18 protein-coding genes and 1 pseudogene are annotated in these 16,927 nt (G+C 66.9%); 12 read left to right on the forward strand and 7 right to left on the reverse strand.

Annotated features, from left to right (window positions below; genetic code table 11):
* The 3 genes from QZM67_RS14880 to QZM67_RS14890 form a co-directional block, all read left to right on the forward strand.
* On the forward strand, positions 1 to 381 hold a 381-nt coding region (locus tag QZM67_RS14880; RefSeq protein WP_367620446.1), incomplete at its 5' end, for a DUF1493 family protein.
* A gap of 430 nt (positions 382 to 811) precedes the next feature.
* Entirely contained in the window at positions 812 to 1,249 is a 438-nt protein-coding gene (locus QZM67_RS14885) for a PaaI family thioesterase (protein WP_039358790.1), read from the forward strand.
* 147 nt (positions 1,250 to 1,396) lie between these two features.
* Positions 1,397 to 2,449, forward strand: coding sequence for an NADP(H)-dependent aldo-keto reductase (locus QZM67_RS14890; protein ID WP_301804305.1), 1,053 nt, complete (start codon positions 1,397 to 1,399; stop codon positions 2,447 to 2,449).
* 86 nt (positions 2,450 to 2,535) lie between these two features.
* Here the strand turns inward: QZM67_RS14890 and QZM67_RS14895 are convergent, their stop codons facing one another.
* On the reverse strand, positions 2,536 to 3,822 hold the full coding sequence (locus tag QZM67_RS14895) for an MFS transporter (protein ID WP_301804306.1): 1,287 nt from the start codon (positions 3,820 to 3,822) through the stop codon (positions 2,536 to 2,538).
* A 35-nt stretch (positions 3,823 to 3,857) separates the two neighbouring features.
* Positions 3,858 to 5,279 carry a M20 family metallopeptidase gene (locus QZM67_RS14900; RefSeq protein ID WP_301804307.1) on the reverse strand — a complete coding sequence of 474 codons (1,422 nt, stop codon included), beginning with the start codon at positions 5,277 to 5,279 and terminating at the stop codon, positions 3,858 to 3,860.
* A gap of 166 nt (positions 5,280 to 5,445) precedes the next feature.
* Here QZM67_RS14900 and QZM67_RS14905 point away from each other — a divergent pair, with 166 nt between their 5' ends.
* From QZM67_RS14905 to QZM67_RS14920, 4 genes are all read left to right on the forward strand, one after another.
* Entirely contained in the window at positions 5,446 to 6,399 is a 954-nt protein-coding gene (locus tag QZM67_RS14905) for a LysR family transcriptional regulator (protein WP_043182717.1), read from the forward strand.
* 64 nt (positions 6,400 to 6,463) lie between these two features.
* Positions 6,464 to 7,591 carry a tRNA 2-selenouridine(34) synthase MnmH gene (mnmH, locus tag QZM67_RS14910; RefSeq protein ID WP_175022568.1) on the forward strand — a complete coding sequence of 376 codons (1,128 nt, stop codon included), beginning with the start codon at positions 6,464 to 6,466 and terminating at the stop codon, positions 7,589 to 7,591.
* Positions 7,588 to 8,646 (forward strand): permease, encoded by a 1,059-nt coding sequence (locus tag QZM67_RS14915; protein ID WP_301804308.1) that lies wholly within the window; start codon positions 7,588 to 7,590, stop codon positions 8,644 to 8,646. The genes mnmH and QZM67_RS14915 overlap by 4 nt, the downstream gene beginning before the upstream one ends.
* Positions 8,647 to 8,747: 101 nt before the next feature.
* Entirely contained in the window at positions 8,748 to 9,170 is a 423-nt protein-coding gene (locus tag QZM67_RS14920) for a hypothetical protein (RefSeq protein WP_301804309.1), read from the forward strand.
* A 37-nt stretch (positions 9,171 to 9,207) separates the two neighbouring features.
* Here the strand turns inward: QZM67_RS14920 and QZM67_RS14925 are convergent, their stop codons facing one another.
* Both QZM67_RS14925 and nodI read right to left on the reverse strand, forming a co-directional pair.
* Positions 9,208 to 10,041, reverse strand: a complete 834-nt coding sequence (locus QZM67_RS14925) for an ABC transporter permease (protein ID WP_043182723.1) — start codon at positions 10,039 to 10,041, stop codon at positions 9,208 to 9,210.
* Positions 10,042 to 10,047: 6 nt separating this feature from the next.
* A complete protein-coding gene (nodI, locus tag QZM67_RS14930; RefSeq protein ID WP_043182724.1) occupies positions 10,048 to 10,962 on the reverse strand; it encodes a nodulation factor ABC transporter ATP-binding protein NodI in 915 nt (304 codons plus the stop codon).
* 337 nt (positions 10,963 to 11,299) lie between these two features.
* Here nodI and QZM67_RS14935 point away from each other — a divergent pair, with 337 nt between their 5' ends.
* Positions 11,300 to 11,797: a universal stress protein gene (locus QZM67_RS14935; protein ID WP_011351890.1), complete on the forward strand. Its 498-nt coding sequence runs from the start codon at positions 11,300 to 11,302 to the stop codon at positions 11,795 to 11,797.
* Positions 11,798 to 11,894: 97 nt separating this feature from the next.
* On the opposite strand, the gene QZM67_RS14940 is transcribed toward QZM67_RS14935, so the two are convergent.
* The 3 genes from QZM67_RS14940 to lexA are packed head-to-tail and all read right to left on the reverse strand — an operon-like array spanning position 11,895 to position 13,651.
* Positions 11,895 to 12,614 carry a DUF2939 domain-containing protein gene (locus QZM67_RS14940; protein ID WP_301804311.1) on the reverse strand — a complete coding sequence of 240 codons (720 nt, stop codon included), beginning with the start codon at positions 12,612 to 12,614 and terminating at the stop codon, positions 11,895 to 11,897.
* Between the two features lie 27 nt (positions 12,615 to 12,641).
* Positions 12,642 to 12,977 (reverse strand): hypothetical protein, encoded by a 336-nt coding sequence (locus QZM67_RS14945; protein ID WP_043182727.1) that lies wholly within the window; start codon positions 12,975 to 12,977, stop codon positions 12,642 to 12,644.
* A gap of 26 nt (positions 12,978 to 13,003) precedes the next feature.
* Positions 13,004 to 13,651 (reverse strand): transcriptional repressor LexA, encoded by a 648-nt coding sequence (lexA, locus tag QZM67_RS14950; protein WP_009689103.1) that lies wholly within the window; start codon positions 13,649 to 13,651, stop codon positions 13,004 to 13,006.
* Between lexA and QZM67_RS39945 the strand changes: the two are divergent.
* From QZM67_RS39945 to cysW, 4 genes and pseudogenes are all read left to right on the forward strand, one after another.
* A pseudogene (locus QZM67_RS39945) lies at positions 13,622 to 13,732 on the forward strand (sodium:proton symporter); the annotation flags it as partial. The gene lexA and the pseudogene QZM67_RS39945 sit on opposite strands and share 30 nt — an antisense overlap.
* Before the next feature lie 183 nt (positions 13,733 to 13,915).
* The gene (locus tag QZM67_RS14955) at positions 13,916 to 14,953 is read left to right on the forward strand and encodes a sulfate ABC transporter substrate-binding protein (RefSeq protein ID WP_175022564.1); all 1,038 of its coding nucleotides are present in this window, start codon (positions 13,916 to 13,918) and stop codon (positions 14,951 to 14,953) included.
* A gap of 122 nt (positions 14,954 to 15,075) precedes the next feature.
* Positions 15,076 to 15,969 (forward strand): sulfate ABC transporter permease subunit CysT, encoded by an 894-nt coding sequence (cysT, locus tag QZM67_RS14960; protein ID WP_043182731.1) that lies wholly within the window; start codon positions 15,076 to 15,078, stop codon positions 15,967 to 15,969.
* Positions 15,966 to 16,916, forward strand: coding sequence for a sulfate ABC transporter permease subunit CysW (gene cysW, locus QZM67_RS14965; protein WP_089450424.1), 951 nt, complete (start codon positions 15,966 to 15,968; stop codon positions 16,914 to 16,916). The genes cysT and cysW overlap by 4 nt, the downstream gene beginning before the upstream one ends.
* The last annotated feature ends 11 nt before the right edge of the window (positions 16,917 to 16,927 follow it).

Below are 16,927 nucleotides of genomic sequence, written 5' to 3' on the forward strand. Positions count from 1 at the left end.
CGCCACACCAGAGCATTGACGAGCCATTCTGAAACGACAACGGGAGCTTCATCGCTCCCGTTTTACTTCGTCCCTCGAACATCATTTATGTTGCTCATTGCCCCATCGATTTACGTGCTCACGCTCATCTATCACGACCTGGACTTGGAGCCGGATCGCATCGATAAACTCGTCAGGCGGTGGGCCGTGGAGTTCGGGGTCGACCTGTCGGCGTTCGACATCCACTATTACTATCCGGCCGCGAAGCTCGGCATCGGATCGTTCCTCGCGGCGGTCGTGAAATCCCCGTTCAGCACGGCGGCGCGCGAGACGCTAGGGGGGCGATCGCTGACCCTCGGCATGATGGAAGAGGCGATGGAGCGAGGTCGCTGGGAAGCGTGACCCGACTCGCCTTTTGACTTCCGCACATCCGACCAGAATCTAGCCCCGTAGCGCCTTCCGTCCGGCCGCGCCCACGCGTCGCCCTGTGCGACCCGACGCGAGGCCGTCTTGCGCCCGTTCCGCGCGGCGTCCTCCTTCCCGTACACATCGACACGCCCGGATCGGTCGAGCCGCGACCCGTCGATCAGTCGCAGGGTGTCCGGGGCAGGCGTCGGAAAAGGAGGGGAAGCGTACGGGGATTCGGCGCGGCGAAAACGCCGAAGCCAAGCTGGGCGCGGCTCTCCGGATATACTCCGGGTTCGATTATAGAACCCGTCTTCGGTTGCAACGGGCCCGGTCGCGTTGACAACGGCCACCATCGTTGTCAATAATGAGTTCCAATTTGGAACTTAATCGCGCGGCGACGCGCTTTCAACCCGGAGACAACCCGATGAACCCGCTTTCCCTGTCTGGTCTCGATCTGTTGCGCGCTGCGGTATCGGGCGATGCGCCGCTCGCGTCGATTTCCGAAACGATCCCGATGCGCCCGCTCGATGTCGAGCTCGGTTATGTGAAGTTTTCGGCGCGGGCGGATGGCCGGCACCTGAATCCGCTCGGCGGCGTGCACGGCGGGTTCGCCGCGACGGTGCTCGATTCGGTCACGGGGTGCGCGGTGCATTCGATGCTCGATGCGGGCGTCGGCTACGGTACGGTCGACCTGCACGTGAAGATGCTGCGGCCCGTGCCGCGTGACGTCGACCTGGTGGCGGAAGGGCGGGTGATTCACCTGTCGCGTTCGCTGGGCGTCGCCGAGGGCACGCTGAAGACGGCGGACGACAAGATCGTCGCGCATGCGTCGGCAACCTGCTTCATCCAGCGGCCGCAGTGATGGCGGGCGGCAACGCCATCGTCCGGATCGGCGCGTGAATCTCCACACCGGCGCCGCAGGCCGCCTGTAAGCGATCGCGGCGCCTGTCTGAAGCGGCCGCTTCAATGTGATAGCGTTCCTGCTTTCCACCGACGCGACAGGACCAGCATGGAATACCGCACACTTGGCGATTCGGGCATCGAGGTCAGCCTGATCGGCCTCGGCACGATGACGTGGGGCGAGCAGAATTCGGAGCGCGATGCGCACGAGCAGATCGACTACGCGATCGGGCAGGGCGTGACGCTGATCGATGCCGCGGAGATGTATCCGGTGCCGCCGAAGCCCGACACGCAGGGGCGCACCGAGCAGTACATCGGCACCTGGCTCGCGCAGCATCGCGCGCAACGCGAGCGCATCGTACTCGCGACGAAGATCGCCGGCCCGGCGCGGCAGCCGCACAATCCGCGCCATATTCGCGGCGAAGGCAACCAGTTCGACCGCAAGAACCTGACCGAAGCGCTCGATGGCAGTCTCAAGCGCCTGCAGACCGATTACGTCGATCTCTATCAGTTGCACTGGCCCGATCGCAGCACGACGACGTTCGGCCGTCCCGCCTATCCGTGGGTCGACGACACCTATACGGTGCCGATCGAGGAAACCCTCGGCGTGCTCGCGGAATTCGTGAAGGCCGGCAAGGTGCGCGCGATCGGCGTGTCGAACGAAACGCCGTGGGGCGTCGGGCAGTTCCTGCGCGCGGCCGAGAAGCTCGGGCTGCCGCGCATCGCGAGCATCCAGAATCCGTACAGCCTGCTGAACCGCACGTTCGAGAACGGTCTGTCGGAATTCACGCATCGTGACGGCGTCGGCCTGCTCGCGTATTCGCCGCTCGCGTTCGGCTGGCTGTCCGGCAAGTACGAGAACGGTGCGCGTCCGGCCGGCGCGCGCATCACGCTGTTCGAGCGCTTCCAGCGTTACAGCAAGCCGCAGGCCGTCGAGGCGACGTCGCGTTACGTCGCGCTCGCGCGGCGTAACGGGTTGTCGCCCGCACAGCTCGCGCTGGCGTTCGTCAACAGCCGGCCGTTCACGCGCAGCAACCTGATCGGTGCGACGTCGCTTGAGCAGTTGAAGGAGAACATCGGCAGCATCGACGTGAAGCTGTCCGACGAGATCCTCGCCGAGATCGACGCGCTGCACGAACTGCAGCCGAACCCGGCGCCTTGACCTGAACGAGCGGCGCACGGCCCGCGCGGCAGCGATGCCGCGGCGGGCCGCACCGGCGGCGCATCGCTGCGCCGTCGTTTCTTCCGTTACCGCATCTTGAGTCGCGTGCGCGCGACGAACAGCGCGATCAGGCTCAGCAGCGCGCAGCCCATCAGATAAAGCGCAGGCGACAGCCGGTTGCCGGTCGTGCTGATCAGCCAGGTGATGACGAACGGCGCGAAGCCGCCGAACAGCGTGACACCCGTGTTGTAGCTGACCGCGAGCCCCGTTGCGCGCGTCTGCGACGGGAACAGCTCGGCCATCAGCGCCGGCAGCGCGCCGCAGTACATCGCCTTCAGCGCACCGATCCAGACCAGGGCGGCGAGCATCGTCGCGAACGACGCGTGGCGTGTGAGCCACGCGAACGTCGGCCACACGGTGACGAGCATCAGCACGGCCGCGGTCGCCATCATGCGGATCCGCCCGGTGCGATCGGACAGGTGGCCGACGACCGGCGTGACGAGCGTCAGCACGAAGCCGGTCGCGAGTGTGGCCGCGAAGCCCGTCGACGCAGGCAGCCCCAGCTGCTTGATCGCGTAAGTCGGCATGTACAGGATCATGTAGTTGATCGCGGTCGAGATCACGAGCGCGCCGATCGACAGCAGCACCCGCACCTTTTGTTCCGCGAACAGCTCGCGCACCGGCGCTTCGGAGCGTGCCTGCGTCTTGAACTCGACGCCTTCGTCGACGTAACGGCGGATGTACAGCCCGACCGGGCCGATCGCGAGCCCGAACAGGAACGGCACGCGCCAGCCCCAGCTTTCGAGTTGCGCAGACGTCAGCGTGGAGGTCAGCAGCGCGCCGAAGCCCGATGCGAGCAGCGTCGCGAGGCCCTGGCTCGCGAACTGCCAACTCGACATGAAACCGCGGCGCTGCGGCGCGTGCTCGACGAGGAACGCGGTCGAGCTCGCGAATTCGCCGCCCGCGGAAAAGCCCTGCATCAGCCGCGACAGCATGATCCCGAGCGGCGCGAGGATGCCGATCGATGCGTAGGTCGGCATCAGCGCGATCAGCAGCGTGCCGGCCATCATCATCGCGATCGACAGCAGCAGCGACGCCTTGCGGCCCGCACGGTCCGCGTATGCGCCGAGCACGAAGCCGCCGATCGGCCGGATCAGGTAGGACAGCCCGAACGTGCCGAGCGTGAGCATCAGCGACGTCGCTTCGCTCGTGGCGGGGAAGAACAGCTTGGCGATCGTCACCGCGAAGAAGCCGTAGACGATCAGGTCGAACCATTCGAGTGCGTTGCCGATCGACGCCGCGAAGATGATGCGCCGGATCTTCGCGGCGCTGGGGCGGGCGGCTTCCTGCGAGGTCAGGGTGGTCGTATTCATCGTGTATGCAGGTCCCGTGAAAGGGGCGAAGCGCGTTACAGGGCGGCGCCGGCCGCGGCGGGCGCCGCGCGGCGAACGGTCGGTGCGTCGTCGCCGAGATCCCAGAAGAGGCCGGCCATGATCTGCAGCCCCTCGCTGACGACGCTCGCGAGCAGGTGCTCGTCGGGGGCGTGCTGCGAGCACGCCGGGTACGAGTGCGGCACCCACAGCGTCGGCAGCCCGAGCGTGTCGGCGAACACTTCGTTCGGCAGCGTGCCGCCAAGATTCGGCAGGATCGCGGGCTTCTTGCCGGTGGTGCGCGCCAGCGACGCGACGGCCCAGCGGACCCACGGATCGTCCGGCGGCACGCGCGTCGCCGGTGCACCGCGTTCGACGTCGATCTCGATGTCGGCGAAGCCGTGTGCATCGAGGTGCGTGCGCAGATGGGCATGCAGCGCTTCCCAGTCGGTGCCGACGACGAAGCGCAACTGGCAGTGCGCATACGCGGCGGGCGGGATCGCATTGACGGGGTGCTCGGGGTTACCGGCCTTGAACGCGAGGATCTCGAACGTGTTCCAGCCGAACACGCGCTCGGCCGCGGTGAGGCCGGGCTCGCCCCAGTCGGCGTCGAGCGCCGGATCGCCGGGGCCGCCGCCGACGGAGAGATCGGCGAGCGCATCGCGCACGGCGGCCGGGATCGGCGGCGGACGCAGCCCCGCGACGCGAATCGCGCCGCGCGCGTCGACGAGGCTCGCGAGCGCGTGCGCGAGCACGATCGCCGGATTGCGCAGCAGTCCGCCCCAGTTGCCGGAATGATGCGCGCCGTCGCGGGCCCGCAGGCTCAGCTTGAAATTGACCGAGCCGCGCGAGCCAAGGAATACCGTGGGGCGCGCGGCGGCGATGCGCGGGCCGTCGGACGCGATCAGCACGTCGGCCGCGAGCGCGTCGCGCTCCTGACGGCACAGTGCGTCGAGGCCCGGCGAACCCGTTTCCTCGCCCATCTCGATCAGCAGCTTCGCGTTGAAGCCGAGCCGGCCGCCGCGCGCGTCGAGCACGCTCGCCAGCGCGGCCAGGTTGATGGTGTGCTGGCCCTTGTTGTCGGCGCTGCCGCGGCCGTACCAACGGTCGCCGTCGGCCGTCAGCGTCCACGGCGACAGCGGCGCGCGCCACTGCGCGTCGTAGCCGCGCACGACGTCGCCGTGGCCGTAGATCAGCACGGTCGGCAGCGCGTCGTCTTCGTGGCGCGAGGCGAGCAGGAACGGGCCGCCGCCGTCGACCGGATTGTCGACGATCCGCGACGTGAAGCCGAGGCGCGCGGCCTCGGGGGCGATCTCGTCGGTCAGGTAGGCGCGCAGCGCGGCTTCATTGCCGCTTTCCTGGCTCTCGGTGCGCAGGCCGACGCGGCGGCTCAGGGTCGTGAAGAACGCACCGGATTCGAACTGGTTCAGCGCGTGCTGGATGGCGGCGGTACGGCTCAAGTCGTGTCTCCTCTGTCGGGTTCGCTGCGCGCGGCGGATCGGGCATGCAGCGTGAAGTGCGATCGATTCTAGAAAGCCGATTTATTTGTCACAATGATCGAATTTCGAACCTTTCTTTGCCTAAAAGGCAAAGCAGTGCGGCCGACGGCCAGGCGGAGACAGAACGATGGCGGCTTTCCTGCATGGCCTGGCGTTACGGTATTTCGTCGAAGTGGCGCGCACCGGCTCGATCAGCGACGCGTCGGCGCGGCTGCACGTGGCCGTATCGGCGATCAGCCGCCAGATCGCGAAACTCGAGAGCGAGCTCGGCGCGCCGCTGTTCGAGCGCCGGCCGCGCGGGATGGCGCTGTCGGAGGCCGGCGAACGGCTGCTGGCGTTCGCACAGCGCAGCCTGCTGGAGGCCGAGCACGTGATGAAGGACATCGGCGGGCTCGATGCGCTGCACGGCAGCCTGCTGAAGATCGCGTGCTCGGAAGGGTTCGCGATCGATTTCCTGCCCGGCACGCTCGCCAGCTTCAAGGCGCGCCATCCGGGCGTCGATTTCTCCGTGTGGGTGGTGTCGCCGGCCGACGCGACGCGGCGCGTGCGCGACGGCGACGTGGACATCGCATTGAGTTTCAGCCTCGCGCCGGAGAAGGGCGTGCGCGTCGAACATACCGAGCGCGCGCCGATCTTCGCGCTGGTGCGGCACGACCATCCGCTCGCGACGCGTGACGCGGTGTCGCTCGCCGATGTCGCGCGTCACCCGCACGTGCTGCCCGAGGCCGGCACGACGGTGCGACAGCTGATCGACATCGCGTGCGCGCTCGACGGGCTGCTGCTCGAGCCCGAACTGACGAGCAACAACACGGCGGCGATGTACGGCTACGCGCGGCGCACGGGCGCGGTGATGTTCACGGGGTTGCTGTCGGTGCGCGACCGCTGCGCCGCGGACGGCTTCGTCGTCGTGCCCGTGACGAACCCGCAACTGCGCGAGCGCAGCATCCAGGTGCAGACGATGGCGGGGCGCGATCTGCCCGCGTCGGTACGGGCGTTCCGCGACCATCTGATCGACGCGATGCAGGCCGCATCGGCGCCGCCGACTGCCGCGCGCGGCCCGAGACGCCGGCCCGTGAGATAATCGTCAATCCGCCTTCCTTGTCCATGCGGCTCATCGAGCCGCATCGCCCCTGTTTGACGCCAAATTGAAGAACCTGATTGTCACCCTCGATCGCGCCGGCGAGTTCGACGAGATCATCGACGTGCGCACGCCGCTCGAGTTCGCCGAGGATCATATTCCCGGCGCGCTGAACGCGCCTGTCCTCAGTAACGAGGAGCGCGTGCTCGTCGGCACGATGTACCGGCAGGTGTCGCCGTACGAGGCGACGCGCGTCGGCGCGGCGATCGTCGCACGCAACATCGCGCGCCATCTCGATACGACGTTCGCCGACCGTCCGCGCAACTGGCGGCCGCTGATCTACTGCTGGCGCGGCGGCAAGCGCTCGGGCTCGATGACGACCTGGTTCAACCTGATCGGCTGGAAGGCACGTCAGCTCGACGGCGGCTACAAGGCGTACCGCCAGTCGGTGTGCGCGACGCTCGATTCGCTGCCGACGCGGTTTCGCTACATCGCGCTCGTCGGCCATACGGGCTGCGGCAAGACGCGCCTGCTGAACGCACTGCGCGACGTTGGCGCGCAGACGCTCGATCTCGAAGGGCTCGCGTGCCATCGCGGCTCGCTGCTCGGCGCGCTGCCGGGCAAGCCGCAGCCGGCGCAGAAGGGGTTCGATTCGGGGCTCGTCGAAACGCTTGGACGTTTCGACCCCGAATGGCCGGTATTCGTCGAGTCGGAAAGCCGCAGGATCGGGCTCGTGCAGTTGCCGATCGCATTGATCGACGCGTTTCACGCCGGGCCGTGGGTGCATGTCGACGCGGCGCACGACGAGCGCATTGCGTTCCTTCTCGACGATTACGCGCACCTGTTCGACGAACCGGACGCGTTCAAGGCGCAGCTCCATCGGCTGATCGGCCTGCATAGCCGCGAACAGGTGACGCACTGGAAGGCGCTGATCGATGCAGGCGCGCGCGCCGACCTGTTCACCGAGCTGATCGACAAGCACTACGATCCCGCCTACGCACGGACCTACCGCGCGACGTACAACAAGCCGAACCGGGCGCTGACGTTCACGTTCCGGCCCAACGCCGCCGACGTGCACGAACAGGCGCGTGCGCTGCTGGCCGAACTCGCACAAGCCGGGTTGCCCGCATCGGCCGCGCTTGCCGCAGGCGCGACCTCCGCAACCGACCCAGACCAATCGACGACCACACGATGACGACCACCCGCACCCAACCCAGTCCAGCCCTCGGCTGGATGACCTTCCTGCTGATCGCGGTCGCGGGTCTGTTCTACGTGAAATGGTTTCCGTACTACAACAAGGCGTTCGTTGCCGCCGAGCGTCATTCGATCGGCCAGTCGATCCTGATGGGCACGTCGGCGGCCGCTCCCGAGCCGTCGCTGAAGGCTGCGCTCGACTACGCGTGGGCGTACGGCAAGGCGATCTGGCAGGCGATGGTGCTCGGCCTGCTGCTCGGCTCGGCCGTGCAGGCGCTGCTGCCCGCGCACTGGGTCGCGCGCGTGCTCGGTCGCACCGGCTTCGGCAGCGTCGCCGCGGGCGGCCTGCTGTCGCTGCCCGGCATGATGTGCACGTGCTGCGCAGCGCCGGTCGTCGCGGGGCTGCGTGCGCGCCATGCATCGCCGGGCGGCGCGGTCGCGTTCTGGCTCGGCAACACGGTGCTGAACCCGGCGGCGCTGGTCTTCATGGGCTTCGTGCTCGGCTGGCAGTGGAGCGCGCTGCGCCTCGTGCTCGGCGTCGCGATGGTGTTCGGGATCGGCTATCTGCTGAACCGGATCGCACGTCCTGAAGACACCCGCATCGACGATGCGCAGCTCGCCGCGCTGGCGGCCGAGCAGGCCGCGGCCGGCAATCCGTTCGTCCGCTGGGTGAAGCTGCTCGCGCGCATGGCCGTGCGGCTCGTGCCCGAATACATCGTGCTCGTGCTGCTGCTCGGCGCCGCGCGCGCATGGCTGTTCCCGCATATCGGCCCGGACATCGGCAATCATCTCGGCTGGATCGTCGCATTCGCGGTGGCAGGCATGCTGTTCGTGATCCCGACGGCCGGCGAGGTGCCGATCATCCAGGCGATGCTGTCGCTCGGCATCGGCGTCGGCCCGGCCGCCGCGCTGCTGATGACGCTGCCGCCGATCAGCGTGCCGTCGCTCGCGATGCTCGCGCGTTCGTTCAAGCCTTACATGCTGGCCATCGTCGCGATCCTCGTCGTCGTATTCGGGATCGCGAGCGGCCTGCTCGCGATCGCGCTCGGGTTCTGACGCATACAAGCGGCGCGCCTGTCGGGCGCAATCGTCATATTCATCCGGCGCCGCCGTTTCACGTGTGCGGCGCCATTTACAAGAAGCAAACAGGAAAACGCATGACCCAATCGAAGATCCATCCTCGACTCGAAAAGGCGCTGACGCGCGGCGATCTCGCGATCCGCCAGGCCAATTCCGCGCGGGCGACTGCCGTGCTGAACGCACTCGGCACGATGATCATCGAGGCCTCTGCAACGATCGGCGTCGACGCCAGCATCGACATTCCGCAAGGCGACCGCATTTACGATCCGGTCAACGGCCTGTGGCCGCAGAAGATGCTGGTGTCGTTCGACGGCCCGGTGGACGAAGCCGACAAGGAAGAGCTGCGCTCGGTCTATCTGGTTGCCGACGATCCGGGCACGCAGTTCCGCGTCGAATGGCATCGCGCGGACGGCAAGCTCGGCCGCCAGGAAGGTGGCCCGCTCGCGACCGTCGCGTTCCTGACCGACGTCGAGATTCCGTGGAGCGACGACGACGAGTGACATCGTCGCATGAGGCCGGTGCCCGGTGCGCCGGCCGTCAGCGCATCATCCGCCGCCGGAACAGCCACGCGGACAGCAGGAATCCGCCGACCGCGTAGCCGGCGAGCACCGCGACATGCAGCGCGACGTCGGTCGCCGGCCGGCCGAGCATCGCGGGCCGGATCAGCTCGACCGCGTTCGCGAGCGGCAGCGCCTGCGCAGCGTGCTGGGCGATCGGCGGCAACTGCGTGGTCGGGAAGAACACGCCCGAAAGCAGCAGCATCGGCGTCAGCACGAGCGTCTGATAAAACATGAAGAAATCGTAGGACGGCGCGAGCGCCGTGACGATCATCGCGATGCTTGCAAACGCGAGGCCCGCGAGCGCGATCACGGGCAGCGCCGCGAGCATCGACGGAAACTGCGCATAGCCGAGCGCCCCCGCGACGAGCATGATCGCGGCCCCCGACAGCATCGCCTTGCTGGCCCCCCAGACGATCTCGCCGAGCACGATGTCGCCGAGCGCGAGCGGCGTATGCATGATCGCTTCCCACGTGCGCTGCACGTGCATCCGCGAGAAGCCCGAATACATCGACTCGAAGCTCGCGGACATCATCACGCTCGACCCGACCGTGCCGGCCGCGAGGAACGCGATATACGACACGCCGTCGACATGGCCGAGCATCAGCCCGAGCCCGAACCCCAACCCGAACAGATAGATCATCGGATCGGCAAGATTGCCGAACATCGACGCGAGCGCGAGCTTGCGCCAGACGAGATAGTTGCGCCGCCAGACGGCGATCCAGTTGGTCGCGTTGGCGGGCATCGCGATCGCGAAGCGTGACACGCGCGGCGGTGCCGACGGTGCGGCGGTGGAATAGTTGCGGACGTCCATGATCGATCAGTCCTGCATTTCGCGGCCCGTGAGCCGCAGGAACACATCTTCAAGATTGGCCGGGCGATGCAGATAGCGCAACCCCGGGCGACCCTTGAGCCGCGCACTGAGCGGTTCCGGGTCGCTCACGTAGCAGAACAGCGTCTCGCCGCTGATCTCGGTGTGCTTCGCGAACGCCGACAGCTCGTCGCGCAGCGTGGCCGGATCGGGCCCGTAGATCTCGATCACGTCGCAGCCGATTTCCGATTCGATCAGCGCGTGGGGCGCGCCTTCGGCGATCTTGCGGCCTTCCTCGATCACGCACAGGCGGTCGCACAGGCGTTCGGCTTCTTCCATGAAGTGCGTGGTGATCAGGATCGTCTTGCCGCGTGCGAGCAGCGAGCGCAGGCGTTCCCACATGAGGTGACGTGCCTGCGGGTCGAGGCCCGTCGTCGGCTCGTCGAGCACCAGCACATCGGGATCGTTGACGAGCGCGCGGGCGAGCGTCAGGCGGCGCTTCATGCCGCCCGACAGCTCGCCGACCTTCGCATCGGCCTTGCTCTCGAGCTTCGCGAATTCGAGCAGCGGCTTTACGAGCGCGCGCGCAGCCTGCGCGGACATGCCGAAATAGCGGCTGAACACGAGCAGGTTCTCGCGCACGGTGAAGTCGGGGTCGAGATTGTCGAACTGCGGGACGACCCCGACGCGCTGGCGCGCATGCCGCGCGCGTGATGGAACCGGTTCGCCGCAGAGCGAAATGGTGCCCGCATCGGGATGCGTGAGACCGAGCAGCATTTTCAGCGTGGTGGTCTTGCCTGCGCCGTTCGGCCCGAGCAGGCCGTAGCATTCGCCGGCCTGTACCGTGAAGGACAGGCCGTTGACGACGAGCTTGTCGCCATAGCGCTTTTCGACGTTCCGGAAATCGATCGGTGCAACGGACATGGGCATGTTGTCGTTGTAAGCGGGCGCGGAAGCGTTCCGCTGTCCGATGCGTGGCCGGTTGGCGAACCGATCGGACGATTGCGTGTCACACGGGCATGACCGAAGCGCACGATGCCGGCGCCTGATGGCCCGCTGGAGTACGAACGGGCCATTCTAGTGCATCGGCTGCGTCTCTTCAGGGCATGCCTGCACGGTGCGATGCATGCGCGCACCGATCGTGCACCGCATCATCGCGCACGCGCCGAGCGGGGCGAATCAGCGTTTTCCATCCCTTGCGTCCTGAATTGCGGCGCACCATGATGAATGCGTAGGCTCGTTGTTGCGATAGGGAGGTTTCATGGCTAGCTACAACAAGATTCTGCTGTGTTACGACGGCACGCTCGAAGGACGCAAGGCATTGCGCTGCGGCGCCAATCTCGCGATGGATCTGAAGGCCGAGACGCATTTGCTGTCGGTCGTCGACATGCGCTCGAGCATTGCACAGAGCGCGGGTTTGCTGACCGACGTCGCGTGCGGCCGGTTCGAGGAAACCGCGCGTGAAATCCTGCAGGAAGGGGTGAACTGGCTGCGCGAGCGCGGCGTGCAGGCCGAAGGCCATTTCGCGTTCGGCTATCCGATCGACGAAATCGCAAATCTCGCGACGGAACTGCAGGCCGACCTGGTTGTTGTCGGCCATCGGTGCCGCAGCGGGCTGTCGAGATGGTGGATGGGGTCGGGCAACACGCAACTGCTCGATCGCGTGAACTGCAGCATTCTGGTTGCGTGTTCGTCGGCGCAGGAGCAGAAGGCCGAAATCGCGCGCGAGCGTGAAGCGGCCACGGCGAACGGCAAATGATCCAATGATTCGATGACTGCCTGACCGGCGAACCGCGCCGGTCAGGCGTCGCGCCACGTCAGTGGCGCGGGCGTCGGCCGTGGCCAGTCAAGACCGGTCAAGCGTGCAGGTCGATCGCCGACAACTTCCACGAGAACAGGCCGAAGCGGTGGAATATCGCCGCGTAGCGCGTGCCGTCGGCACTGCGCTGGTAGGTCACGACGAATTCGTCGATATTCCGGTAGCCGGCGCTGGTTTGCCGCTGGTGCGGCGAATGCGTTGCATCGGCCGGGCTGGCCGGTGCGGCAGCGGCGGGTGGTTGCGATGACGCAGCCGTAGCGGCTACGTTGCTGCCCGGAGTCGCAGCGCTCGCCGGTGCCGGATTGGCCGATGGTGCGGTCGGCGCATTGCCCGGTGCATTGCCGCCTGGCGGCAGATTCGACCATTCCGGTGGACGCTCACCTGGATTGCCACGCGGCGGCAACCCGCTCATCAGCGCGGCCACGCCCTCCGGGGTCGCGTACGCATCGACCAGCGGGCCGATCAGCGCAGACCCGATCAGCGCGCCGATCACCGCAAACGGATTGTTCTTCTTCACCGCGTCGATCCGGCGCATCAATTCTTCCGTGACCTGCTGCTTCAGGCTGATGCGCAGCGACGGAAAATCGACATATTCACTGATGGCCTGCGCATCGCGCGCATCGATCGCCGATTTCAGGCGACCGAGCGCGACGTACGGCGACGCGTAGGCATAGCCGATCGCCGCAATGATGGCGACGGCCAGCACGACGATCAGCAGGGGCTTGAGCCGCCAGGCGCGGCTCGACGATCCGGTCACGTTGCCTCCGGTGCGGGGATTCCGCAATCAGAGACCGCCTGGCGTGGCCGATCGTTCCTCTGCGATGCAGCGATCGATCATCCGGCACACGGCATCGATCGTGCCGACCATGATCAGGCGCGAACGGCCGTGATAGACGCGCACCGGTGCGCGGCGTGCGGGTTCTGCGTGATTCAGGCCGGCGTTCAGCGATACCCGCGCGAAAGCGGGGAGCGCCGACGGCAGCAGGGACGCCTGCCGTTCGACTGCGACTTCTTCTTGCACAGGCGCCGCCGCGGACAGCGGTGCGCAGGGCGTGCGGCCGCGCAGGTGACGCAGGCGACCGAATTGACGGAAAGGCAGCAGACGGGAAAGGCGTTCCATGATGTTCTCCTCAGCGAGACGAAATGTCAGAGTTCGCCCGAGCGGATCAGCCCGACGGCGATGCCTTCCAGCGCGAATTCCGCGCTGCCGGCCTTGACGAAGATGTTTTCGTAATCCGGGTTCTCCGCGATCAGCTCGAGACCGCCCGGCCGGCGCATCAGGCGCTTGACCGTGACGTCGTCGCCGAGACGCGCGACGATGATCTGGCCGTCCTTCGCTTCCGTGCGCTTCTGCACGGCGAGGAGGTCGCCGTCGAGGATGCCGGCGTCGCGCATCGACAGGCCGCGCACTTTCAGCAGGTAGTCGGGCTTGCTGGAGAACAGCGCGGGATCGCACGCGTAATGCTGCGAGATGTGCTCCTGCGCGAGGATCGGGCTACCGGCCGCGACGCGGCCGACGAGCGGCAGCGACAGCTGCATCAGGCCGGCGTGCGGCAGCGTGAACTGGTGCGGGGCGTCGTCGATGCCGAGCAGGCGGATGCCGCGCGACGCACCGGCGGCCAGCTCGATCACGCCTTTGCGGGCCAGCGCGCGCAGGTGCTCCTCGGCCGCATTCGGCGAGCTGAAGCCCAGCTCGGCCGCGATCTCGGCACGGGTGGGCGGGAATCCGGAGCGCTCGATCGCGCGGCGGATCAAGTCGAATACTTGCTGCTGACGGGCGGTGAGTTTGGTCATGGCTGAACTGTATGGATAGACAGTGAGCTGTATTTTTATACAGTAGTTCGCGAATTTCAAGTGTTACGTGAGGTTCGACGCGATCACGCCGGTTCCGGCGTGATTTCGCGACGTCCGGACGCCGGTTCATCTGCCGCAACCGTCCATCCCGTCTGCGTTAGCACTTTTGAGTATTAAAAAATGAGGAACGATTATTTTTAATCATGTAACCCGTTCGTTAGACTGGCCCGACATCGCAATACCGACAACACTGGAGAACCAAGGATGGGCAAGCGCAATACGGGGCTGGTGGGCGGAGTGGGCCGCCTGATCGCAACACTCGCGCTGGGCGCGGCGGCGGCGCTGGGCGTCGCGACGCACGCGCAGGCCGATACGACTTTCCTGAACGTGTCGTACGACCCGACGCGCGAGCTGTATCAGGACTTCAACCAGGCGTTCGGCAAGGAGTGGAAGGCCAAGACGGGCGAGACGGTCAACTTCAAGCAGTCGCACGGCGGTTCGGGCGCGCAGGCGCGCTCGGTGCTCGACGGCCTGCAGGCCGACGTCGTCACGCTGGCGCTGGCGTACGACATCGACGCGCTCGCGAACAAGGGGCTCGTCAATAAGGACTGGCAGAAACGCCTGCCCGACAACGCGTCGCCGTATACGTCGACGATCGTGTTCCTGGTGCGCAAGGGCAATCCGAAGGGGATCAAGGACTGGGACGACCTGACCAAGCCGGGTATCTCGATCGTCACGCCGAATCCGAAGACGTCCGGCGGCGCGCGCTGGAACTACCTGGCTGCCTGGGCGTACGCACTGCACAAGCCGGGCGGTAACGAGCAGACGGCGAAGGAATTCGTCACGAAGCTCTACAAGAACGCTGGCGTGCTCGATTCGGGCGCGCGCGGCGCGACCACGAGCTTCGTGCAGCGCGGGATCGGCGACGTGCTGATCGCATGGGAGAACGAGGCGTTCCTGTCGGTCAAGGAGTTCGGTACCGACAAGTTCGAGATCGTCGTGCCGTCGGTGAGCATCCTGGCCGAACCGCCCGTCGCGGTGGTCGACAAGGTGGTCGACAAGAAGGGCACGCGCAAGCTGGCCGAGGCGTACCTGAACTTCCTGTACAGCCCGCAGGGCCAGGAGATCGCGGCGCGCAACTACTACCGGCCGCGTTCGAAGAACGTGGCGGCGGAGCTGACGAAGCAGTTCCCGAAGCTGAAGCTGTACACGGTCGACGATACCTTCGGCGGCTGGACGAATGCGCAGAAGACGCATTTCGCGGACGGCGGCGTGTTCGACTCGATCTACAAGCCGCAGTAACGCCATAACGACAGCGGTGCGCCACGACAGCGCGCCGCATCCCCGACGGCCCGCCGGCGCAATGCATCGCGCCGGCGTTTGCGTCGGACCCGTGAGCAGCAACGACCCAGCAAGAGCATCCGATGACGACGTACACCTTTCGCAAGCCGAGCGCGCTGCCCGGTTTCGGCGTGACGCTAGGCATCACGGTGGCCTATTTGAGCCTCGTGGTGCTGATTCCGCTCGCCGCCACGTTCCTGAAGACCGCGACGCTGTCGTGGGACCAGTTCGTTACCGCCGTCACGTCGCCGCGCGTGCTCGCGTCGTACCGGCTGACGTTCTTGTCCGCCCTCGGCGGCGCGCTGATCAACGCCGTGTTCGGCTTCCTCGTCGCGTGGGTGCTCGTGCGCTACACGTTCCCGTTCAAGCGCCTCGTCGATGCGATCGTCGACCTGCCGTTCGCGCTGCCGACGTCGGTCGCCGGCATTTCGCTCGCGGCCGTCTATGCGACCAACGGCTGGGTCGGCCAGTATCTCGCACCGCTCGGCATCAAGATCGCGTTTACACCGGCCGGCGTGCTGGTCGCGCTGACCTTCATCGGGCTGCCGTTCGTCGTGCGCACGGTGCAGCCGGTGCTCGAGGATTTCGAGCGCGAGCAGGAAGAGGCCGCCGCGTGCCTCGGCGCGTCGCGCTGGCTGACGTTCCGCCGCGTCGTGCTGCCGGCGGTGCTGCCGGCGCTCCTCACCGGGTTCGCACTGGCGTTCGCGCGCGCGCTCGGCGAATACGGCTCGGTGATCTTCATCGCCGGCAACGTGCCGATGAAATCCGAGATCACGTCGCTGCTCATCATCACGAAGCTCGAGCAGTACGACTACGCGGGCGCGACCGCGCTCGCGGTCGTGATGCTCGTCGTGTCGTTCCTGATGCTGCTGCTGATCAACACGCTGCAGTGGTATCTGCAGCGCCGCACGAGCAAGGGCGCGAGCGGTCCCGCGCCCGCCACCGTCACCGCCGTCGCAGCAGGAGGCCAGCAATGAGCCAGGAGGCCACCGTCGTGCTGAAAACCCCGTCTTCGGCTGCGCAAGGGCGCGCCGCAAAGCGGCTCGACCCCGTCAGCGAGTCGCGTGTCGTGCGCTGGCTGCTCACGGGCATCGCGCTGGCGTTTCTTGCGTTCTTCCTCGTCGTGCCGCTTGCCGCGGTGTTCGTCGAGGCGCTGCGCAAGGGCATCGGCTTCTATCTGGAATCGCTCGCCGACCCCGACGCGTGGGCGGCGATCAAGCTGACGCTGACCGTCGCTGCGATCGCCGTGCCGCTGAACCTCGTGTTCGGCGTGTGCGCGTCGTGGGCGATCGCGAAGTTCGAGTTCCGCGGCAAGGCGTTGCTGACGACGCTGATCGACCTGCCGTTCTCGGTGTCGCCGGTGATTTCCGGCCTCGTCTACGTGCTGCTGTTCGGCGCGCAGGGCTGGCTCGGGCCGTGGCTGCAGGATCACGACGTGCAGATCATCTTCGCGGTACCGGGCATCGTGCTCGCGACGATCTTCGTCACGTTCCCGTTCGTCGCGCGCGAACTGATTCCGCTGATGCAGGCGCAGGGCACCGACGAGGAAGAAGCCGCGCGCGTGCTCGGCGCATCGGGCTGGCAGATCTTCCGTCGCGTGACGCTGCCGAACGTGAGGTGGGGCCTGCTGTACGGCGTGATCCTGTGCAACGCGCGCGCGATGGGCGAGTTCGGCGCGGTGTCGGTCGTGTCCGGCCACATTCGCGGCGTGACCGACACGATGCCGCTGCACGTCGAGATCCTGTACAACGAATACAACTTCGCGGCGGCGTTCGCGGTGGCGTCGGTGCTGGCGCTGCTCGCGCTCGTGACGCTCGCGCTGAAGCTGCTCGCCGAGCGCCACTTGGCCGCCGAGCTGGCCGGCGCGCGCGACACCGCTCCCGCACATGCCGGCCCCGTCGCCGTCGTTTCGTCGAAATCGTAAAGAGGCAACCA

The organism is Burkholderia sp. AU45251 (genome assembly GCF_030482905.1).
GTDB lineage: Bacteria > Pseudomonadota > Gammaproteobacteria > Burkholderiales > Burkholderiaceae > Burkholderia > Burkholderia aenigmatica.